General features: G+C 61.4%; 5 protein-coding genes and 1 tRNA gene. 1 reads left to right on the top strand and 5 read right to left on the bottom strand.

All coding sequences use genetic code 11. The features are described from left to right. The 4 genes from KIH79_RS12395 to KIH79_RS12410 all read right to left on the bottom strand — a co-directional run. Positions 1–2,320 (bottom strand): immunoglobulin-like domain-containing protein (locus tag KIH79_RS12395; RefSeq protein WP_219059655.1); only part of this gene is annotated, 2,320 nt, incomplete at its 3' end. A gap of 171 nt (positions 2,321–2,491) precedes the next feature. Continuing rightward, positions 2,492–2,564: transfer RNA gene (locus KIH79_RS12400), tRNA-Ala, on the bottom strand. Between the two features lie 120 nt (positions 2,565–2,684). Next, positions 2,685–3,455: a DedA family protein gene (locus KIH79_RS12405; protein WP_219059656.1), complete on the bottom strand. Its 771-nt coding sequence runs from the start codon at positions 3,453–3,455 to the stop codon at positions 2,685–2,687. A gap of 81 nt (positions 3,456–3,536) precedes the next feature. Further along, positions 3,537–4,367: an alpha/beta hydrolase gene (locus tag KIH79_RS12410; protein ID WP_219059657.1), complete on the bottom strand. Its 831-nt coding sequence runs from the start codon at positions 4,365–4,367 to the stop codon at positions 3,537–3,539. A gap of 189 nt (positions 4,368–4,556) precedes the next feature. On the opposite strand from KIH79_RS12410, the gene rsmI reads away from it, so the two are divergent. Next, positions 4,557–5,480: a 16S rRNA (cytidine(1402)-2'-O)-methyltransferase gene (gene rsmI, locus KIH79_RS12415; RefSeq protein WP_338023154.1), complete on the top strand. Its 924-nt coding sequence runs from the start codon at positions 4,557–4,559 to the stop codon at positions 5,478–5,480. Between the two features lie 22 nt (positions 5,481–5,502). On the opposite strand, the gene KIH79_RS12420 is transcribed toward rsmI, so the two are convergent. Beyond that, complete coding sequence (locus tag KIH79_RS12420; RefSeq protein ID WP_219059658.1) at positions 5,503–7,986, bottom strand: transglycosylase domain-containing protein; 2,484 nt, start codon at positions 7,984–7,986, stop codon at positions 5,503–5,505. Between the last annotated feature and the right edge of the window lie 153 nt (positions 7,987–8,139).

Here is an 8,139-nt window from a genome sequence, read left to right on the forward strand (position 1 = left end):
CGTTGGCCTGCACGGTCTTGGCGTCCGCGAGGGCCTTGGCGAACGGGGTCCAGGATTCGGGCGTGTAGGCGTCCTGCTTCTTGGACTCGGCCGTCTTGACCGCGGCGTCCAGCGCGGTCTTGTCGGCTGCGGTCGTAGAGGACTTCTTTTCCAGACCGTTGTAAGCGTCGGTCAGTTTGCCGGACTCGTCGGCCAATTCCTGTTCGGTGGCATCGGCCTTCTTGACGAGTGCTTTTGCCTCGTCGAGGACGGTTTGGAAAGCCTTCCATGAATTTGCCGTGTAGTCGGCTTCGGACAGTTCCTTGTACTGTTCGATTTGATTTTGCAGGAATGAACGTTTTCCGACGACGGGATCGTACACGGTGACTTTTCGTATCATGCTGGTCAGGTTTCCGGCCTTATCGGACACCGCGTACTTGATTGTGTAGTCGCCTGGGATATTGACGTCGACCTTGCCATCGATGGTGATATTGTCGGCTTCGATTCGCCCGTCCTCGTCATCGATGGCATAGACGTTCTCCTTCGGATCGAAGCTGCCTCCGACCTTGACGTAGGTGTCATCGATGCCGTATAGGTGCGGGGAGATTTTGTCCGCGAGGCCGTGGAACATGATCGCGGAGTTTAACGTCCAGTTGCTTTTGTTTTTTATGGGTGAGGTGAAGGTGGCCGTGCGATTGATGCAGTCTGGGACGGTGAGCACCGTTCCGGACAGGACGCCGCATTCCATATTGGACAGTTGAGTGATGTCCACGAGTGAGTAGTTGGAGAGGTCAAGGTTCGCCCCGTTGTAGTCGAATAGCTGTGTGCCCTTGCTGCCGGAGATTTCGGCGCTATAAAGCTTGCTATTCACAGAGAGGGCAATCAACGAATTATTGTACACCTGCAGGTCGCGGACATCTGGGTTGTTGGAGACGTCTAGGGTTACGAGCTTGTTGTCGTAAAGCTTGAGTTCTCCGCTTAGCTTGCTGTTCTTCGACAAGTCGAGCCATGTCAGCTGATTATCAGAGAGATTCAGCTGGCTCAGTTCGGGATTGTGAGTCAGGTCGATCGACTGGATCTGATTCTGATCGGCGTCAAGAGATTCGAGCGCGGGGTTGTTGGTAACGTTGAGTGACGTCAGCTTCGCGTTAGATACCGACAGGTCTGTGAGGTTCGGGTTATTGCCCAGATCTATGGAGCTTATTGGGTTGTCTCCAGCGGCTAATACTGTCAGTTTCGTGTTCCGGGAGACGTCCAGTGCTGGAAGTTGATTGATACTGACGGACAGAGTGGTCAGCTCGGGGTTGTTGCTGACGTCGAATGAAGTTAGCTTGTTGCCGTCCACACTGAGGGTTGTTAGTCTGGTGTTCTTGGACACGTCCAATGCCGGCAACTGGTTTTGGGAAACACTCAATTCCGTAAGGAATTGGTTGTTCGTCACGTTCAGTTCCGTCAGCTGGTTGTTCCACAAGTCCAGCTTGGTTAGTTTGGTGTTCTTGGACACGTCCAGCGAGGTTAATTTACTGCCCTGCACGGTAAGACTCTGCAGTTCCGGATTCTTGGTCACGTCCAGAGACTGCAGAAGGTTATTGCCACCATAACTGGAGACGGAGAGGCTCTGCAGGCGAGGGTTATTACGCACGTCCAGCGTGGTCAGTTCCGTGCCGTATACGTTGAGGTTTTCCAGCTTCGGGTTCTCCGTCACGTCCAGAGAAGCCAGCTTTGTAGAGCCAGCGCTCAGGTTGGTCAGCTTCGGGAGCTTCGTCACGTTCAAGGATGACAAATTGTCATTGGCATCAAGGTTGACTGTGACCAGCTTGGTGTTGTGACTCAGGTCGAGGGAGGTCAGATTGTCACCGTATAAATCCAGCGTAGTGAGCTCGGTGTTGTGGCTCAGGTCTAGTGAAGTAAGTCCGTCATTATTACGGAAGCCCAGCTTCTGCAGTTTCGTATTGTGGCTGAAATCTAGGAACGTTACGGACTCGTCTGTAGACGCATCGAATTCGGTTAGATTGTGGAAGAATTCCAGACCTTTGAAGTTCGAGATGTACAGGGTGTAACTCGTCATCGAGGTGACGGCGTCGCGTTCGCTCTGGCTGAGTGTGCCGTCGCCATTCGTGTCGTACCCCTCAATGAAGCTACGGAACTGTTCATCCGGGAAATTAATGGCGTTGATGGCTACGTTGCCGTTAGCGTCGACGCCGGTGGTTTCGTCGGCCAACGCGGTGCCTGTGGTCATTATGCCGGTGAAAAGCATAGCGGCTGAGCATGTCAATCCGACTAGTGATTTGATGGGCCGGCGCAATCCGGTCTTGTCATGATGCGATGTGAACGTCCCCATGACGTTCCTCTCTTTCCTCGATGCGGAACGGTATCGAGAATCGCCCGGAATCAGATCGCCGGTTCACAGGCAACTCCAAGACAACTATCGCCCCCCCCGAGACCTCGGCGATGAGATACAACGGTTTAGATAAAGAAAAACCCTCGGGGGTGGAATCCCGAGGGTTCTTCGTGGAGCTGATGGTAATCGAAACCACGACCTCTTCGATGCGAACGAAGCGCTCTACCAACTGAGCTACAGCCCCATTGGATGTTGTCTTGCTCCGCAGGACAACTCGCTACACTCTAATACGCGATTCGCCCGAACGCAACTCAAAGTGTGAAGGTTTCGTGATGACTTATGGCTGGTTGCGCATGGCCTCTGCTCACTTGGCATGACGCGGCGTGACGGAACCGCCTGTCGCGGCCGCCGTATTGTCGATACGGTCAACGCCGTCACCCGAGCCATCCGCAATGCCAGCCGCAGCCCCCGCAGCTTTCTTCTTGCCGAACTTAGCCTTGAGCAGACCGACGATCGTCGGAATCAGCGAGACGGCCAGAATCAGCACGATCACCAGCTCGAAGTGCTGCTGCACGGCCGGAATGTTGCCGAAGAAGTAGCCGAGCAGCGTGAACAGCGACGACCAGATGAAGCCGCCGAGCACCGAGAACGGCGTGAACCGACGCCAGCGCATGCCCGAAATGCCGGAAATAAACGGCATGAACGTGCGGATGAACGGGAAGAAGCGCCCCAGAAACACCGCGAGCGGGCCCCACTTCTCGATCATCTTCTCGGTCTTCTCGATGCGCTCCGGCGTCATGGCCTTGACCTTGCCGGACGCGATGATCCGCCGGCCGAAGAAGTGGCCGATGAAGTAGTTGCACTGGTCGCCGATGATCGGCGCGCACCACACAACCGGCAGCAGGTAGTGCAGCGGCAGCGCGATCTGACCGGTCGTCGCGTCGGGCGCGGCGAACACGCCGGCCGCGAACAGCAGCGAATCGCCCGGCAGGAACGGGAAGAACACCACGCCCGTTTCGATGAACACGATCAGGAAAATGAAGCCGAGTGTGGGCGCCACGCCCATCGCAATCCAGCTGGCGATCGCCGCGCGCGGATCCTTGAGCAGCTCGATGATGAAATTGATGAAACCCATGAACATCCCGTCAATATCGTTGCGAATGTCAAATTAAAACCTGTACGAACGATACCAGCGGCCATGTAAGAGAATTCGGCGTCACTCCGCCGCAAACGTGCGCTCCAGCCAGTCGCACGCCAGCTTCGGCCAGATCTGAATGCACGGAAACACGGACGCCGGATCGGCGTTCCACGCGGTTTCCATCGTGCCGAGCGCCAGTCCGTGCCAGCCTTCCGGGAACAGGTGCGCCTCCACGCTCACGCCGGCCTCCTTGCACGCGCCGATCAGCATCAGCGTATTCTCCACCGGCACCGCGTTGTCGGTGACCGTGTGCCACACGAACACCGGCGGCATCTTCGCATCGACGTGCTTCTCGATCGACAGCTTGTCGAGCCACGCGTCGTCGTCCTTGCGTTCCGGGCCGAGCAGATTGTCGAAGCTGCCGCGATGCGCGAGCGGTCCGGACGTGACGACCGGATACGCGAGCATCAGCGCGTTCGGCCGCACCGCGTCCGCGTCATAGCCGTGCGCGGCGAGATCGTCGTCGCCGACCGTGGACGCAAGATTCGCCGCCAGATGACCGCCCGCGGAAAAGCCGATCACGGCAACGCGATCGGGGTCGACGTGCCATTCGTCCGCATGCCCGCGGATCAGCCGCATCGCCTCCGCCGCCTCGCACAGCGCGACCGGGTACCGGCTTGGCGAGCACGAGTAGCGCAGCACGAACGCGTGATATCCCGCGCCGACGAACTTGAGCGCGATCGGCTCGGCTTCGCGGTCGGACGTCATCGTGTAGCCGCCGCCCGGAATCACGAGCACGGCCGGACGCCGGCGGTTCGGGTCGACCTCGTCGCTGTTGTCGATCACATAGCCGATGAACCGCGCCTCGCTGCCGTCAATGCCGGTGATGGTCTGTTCGAAGTATTGCATGGTCCCCTCCACTGCGATGGTGTTGCCTCGTGCGTCGCGCTCGTCGCGACATGAGCCACGTTACTCGCATTGCTGGCCACGGTCGGGTTCGTTACGGAAAGTTGCCACAGCCGGGCCGCCGCGGTCGGGCAGGGCTCGGCCGGGCCGCCGCGCACGGCGAAGTAGCCGGCGTGCGGAATACTGGTAGGCATGACAGACGCGAATGATGAGGTTGAAGAAACGATGATCGCGATCCCGCGCGGCACGGTCGTGCTCGCCGCGACGCCGATCGGCAACGTCGGCGACGCATCCGAACGACTGCGCGCGCTGCTCGCCGACGCGGACATCGTCGCCGCCGAGGACACGCGCCGACTGTACGATCTGGCCAACCGTCTCGGCGTGCACGTCAACGGTTCCGTCGTCGCGTACCACGACCACAACGAGCGCAACAAGGCCGACGGCCTGCTCGACCGCGTCGAAACCGGAGCGACCGTGCTCGTCGTCTCCGACGCAGGCATGCCGACCATCAACGATCCGGGACTGGCGATCGTGCGCCGCGCGATCGAACGCGGACTGCCCGTCACGTGCGCGCCCGGCCCGTCCGCCGTGCTCGACGCGCTCGCGCTGTCCGGCCTGCCGACCGACCGTTTCTGCTACGAGGGCTTCCTGCCGCGCAAGCACGCCGAACGCGTGCAGCATCTGCGCATGCTGCTGCCCGAACGCCGCACGATCGTGTTCTATGAGACGCCGCACCGCATCGCCGAGTCGATGGACGATCTGCTCGACGCGTTCGGACCGGACCGCCCGATGGCGCTGTGCCGCGAACTGACCAAGGACTATGAGGAGATTCGCCGCGGCACGGTCGGCGAGATTCGGCAGGGCGTGATTGACGTGCCGCCGCGCGGCGAGATCGTATTGGTGATCGGCGGCGCATCCGACGAGGAGGCCGCCGCGGCCGCGCCCGCCACGCTGAGCGTGGACGAGCTGGCCGTGCTGGCGATCGACCGCGCGCTTGAGGACGGGCTGCGCATCAAGGACGCGATCACGCAGGTCGCGCAGGAGCATCCGCTGCCGGACGGCTCGCTGCCGAACCGCAAGCAGATCTACGCCGCCGTGCTCAAGATCAAGGAGTGAGCCGGGCGTTTCCGGGAGTCGCCTACTGCGCGGAACCGGCGGAGCCGTCGTCGGACTGGGCGGACGTGCCGGTGTCGGCGGAACCGCCGGTCGTATTGGATCCGGCGTTCGAACCCGTGCCGCCCGTGCCGGACGAACCGGTGTCTCCGCCTGTGGTCCCGCCCGTCGTGCCGTTGTTGGTCGAGCCGTTCGCGGTATCCGAGCCATTCGTCGTGCCGGTCGTGTCGGAGCTGTTGGCGTCTCCGGTTGCGCCGTTCGTCGTGCCGTTGGCCGAGCCAGTGCCGTCGCCGGAACCCGAACCCGAGCCCGACGTGCCGCCGCTGGTCGTGTTGGACTGGCCGTCGGTGCCCTCGGTCGCGGTGCCGGTGCCGCCGTTGGACGAATCCGTGCCGGAGTTGCCGGTGTTCGACCACGTGTACGTGTAGCCGCCGCCGGTGCCCCACGTGCCGTCCGGGCCGCCGATCTTGCCGTTGTCGGTCGCGGTCGGGAACTGTTCGACGTCCATGCCGGTCAGCGCCTGCTTCATGAATTCGGTGAACAGATGCGCCGGGTAGCCGGTCGAGGAGACGCCGTATCCGGCGAACTCGGGCACCACCTGCGGCGAGCCGTTGTCGTCCGGATTCCAGATCGCCCACACGTTGAGCAGCTGCGGCACGTAGCCGACGAACGACGCGGCCGTCTCATCGTTCGCCGTGCCGGACTTGCCGGCCACGTCGCGGCCGAGCGCGGCGGCGGTGCCTGCTGCCGTACCGGTCGTGGTGGTGCCCTGCATGGCCTTCTGCACGAGCGCGCAGTCGTTCGCGTCGAACACCTGCTTGTTCTCGGCCGCGGTCTTGTACATGTCGTTGCCCTTGTAGTCCTTGACCGTGGACACGACGTGCAGCGTGTTCTTCACGCCGTTCGCGGCGATCGTCGAATGGCCCTGCGCGAGGTCCCACGCGGTGGTCGCGTTGATGCCGAGCACGTTGTACGGCGACGTTTCGTCGATTTTGGACGTGATGCCGGCCTCGTGCGCGATTTTGGCGAGCCGTTGCGGCGTCAGGTGCTCGTTGACGTTCATGAACACCGTGTTCACCGAGTTGGCCGTGGCCTGATACAGGTTGATGTAGCCCCAGTTCATGTTGAGCGCGTTGTTCACCGGCTTGACGATGCCCTGGAAGTTGAGCCCGGTGTTGCCGTTGAAGATCGTGTTGAAGCTCACGCCCTCCTGCGCGGCGCCCAGCAGCGCGAACGGCTTCATGGTCGAGCCGGGCTGGAACGTGGCCTGCGTGGCGTTGTTGAGCTGGTGCTCGAGATAGTCGGAGCCGGCGTACATGGCCTTGACCGAGCCATCGCGCGGATCCACGGCGATGCCGCCCACCTGGATGCTTGCCGGCATGCCGTCCGGCCTCGTGTCGCCGACGGACTGGATTTCGCTCTGCATGGACTTGTCGAGCGTGGTGATAATCGTGTATCCGCCGGTTTCGATGTCGTCCTTGGTGAACGACCCGGAGTTGATGAGTTCGTTCTCCACCGTGGTCAGCAGGTAGCCGTTGTAGCCGCCGTACACGTTGTTCTGCGTGTATTCGATGGTCTGGGGCAGCGTGTTGTTCTTGCTGTGCTCGGAGGCGGTGATGTAGCCGTCCTCCTCCATGATGTTGAGCACGCGCTTCATGCGCTGCGTGGCCATCTTCGGGTTGTCGTCCGGGTCCCACGTGCTCGGCGCGGGGATGATGCCGGCGATCATGGCCGCCTGATTGATGGTCAGATCCTTCGCGTTCTTGCCGAAGTACGCCTGCGCGGCCGCTTGGATGCCGTATGCGCCGCGGCCGAGGTAGATTGTGTTCATGTAGTTGCACAGGATCTCGCTCTTGTCCTGCGCCTGCGCGAGCTTGAGCGCGAGGATCGCCTCTCGTGCCTTGCCGAGATACGACGTGGTTTCGCCCAGATAGTAGCGTTCCGCGTACTGCTGGGTGATGGTCGAGCCGCCTTGGCGGGTGCCCTTGGTGATGTTGTTGATGAGCGCGCGTCCGATGCCGCGCAGGTCGATGCCCTTGTTCGTGTAGAACGTGCGATCTTCGGAGGCGACGATCGCGTTGCCGACGTATTCGGGCAGATCGTTGCATTCGATGATTTCGCGGTTCTGTTCGGCGAACGAGCCGATTTCCGTGGTGCCGTCGGAATAGTAGACGGTTGTTTTCGACGCGAGCGCGATCTTGTCGGCCTGTGGGATGGCCGTGGTGACGTAGAAGTAGGTGAATACGCCGACCGCCGCGATGATGCCGGTGAGCATCAGGCCAAGGAACGTTTTGAGGATCAGATGCCGGCCGCGCCGCGGTTGGCGGGGATTCCGGCTGCCCGCCGCACGGTGCTGTCCGCCGCCGTAATGGCGTGCCGCGGGTTTGCGCGGACCGGTGGCGCGGGCCGACGACGCGCGGTTCGCGGAACCGGCGCGGTGAGCCGCGTGGCGACGGGTGCCGCTGCTGGCCGATCGGGCGCCGCGGGAAGTGTTTCGTGAGTCAGACATGACCCCCACCGTAACCACCACCCATGAAAACACCGGCATCCTCTCACACGATTACACGGGTTCCTTCACACTATTTCCCCTGAATCCTCACAATTCGACGGGTGTTGGCCCGCTGTCCAATATCTTGCCCGGCAGTTCGACGATCGAGAGGCT

The organism is Bifidobacterium miconis (genome assembly GCF_019331735.1).
In the GTDB taxonomy this organism is placed as follows: Bacteria; Actinomycetota; Actinomycetes; order Actinomycetales; family Bifidobacteriaceae; genus Bifidobacterium; species Bifidobacterium miconis.

Excerpts from the sequence above, each read along its gene's own strand:
- KIH79_RS12405 (WP_219059656.1), bottom strand. The coding sequence starts at position 3,455 with ATGGGTTTCATCAATTTCATCATCGAGCTGCTCAAGGATCCGCGCGCG.
- KIH79_RS12410 (WP_219059657.1), bottom strand. The coding sequence starts at position 4,367 with ATGCAATACTTCGAACAGACCATCACCGGCATTGACGGCAGCGAGGCG.
- rsmI (WP_338023154.1), top strand. The coding sequence starts at position 4,557 with ATGACAGACGCGAATGATGAGGTTGAAGAAACGATGATCGCGATCCCG.
- KIH79_RS12420 (WP_219059658.1), bottom strand. The coding sequence starts at position 7,986 with ATGTCTGACTCACGAAACACTTCCCGCGGCGCCCGATCGGCCAGCAGC.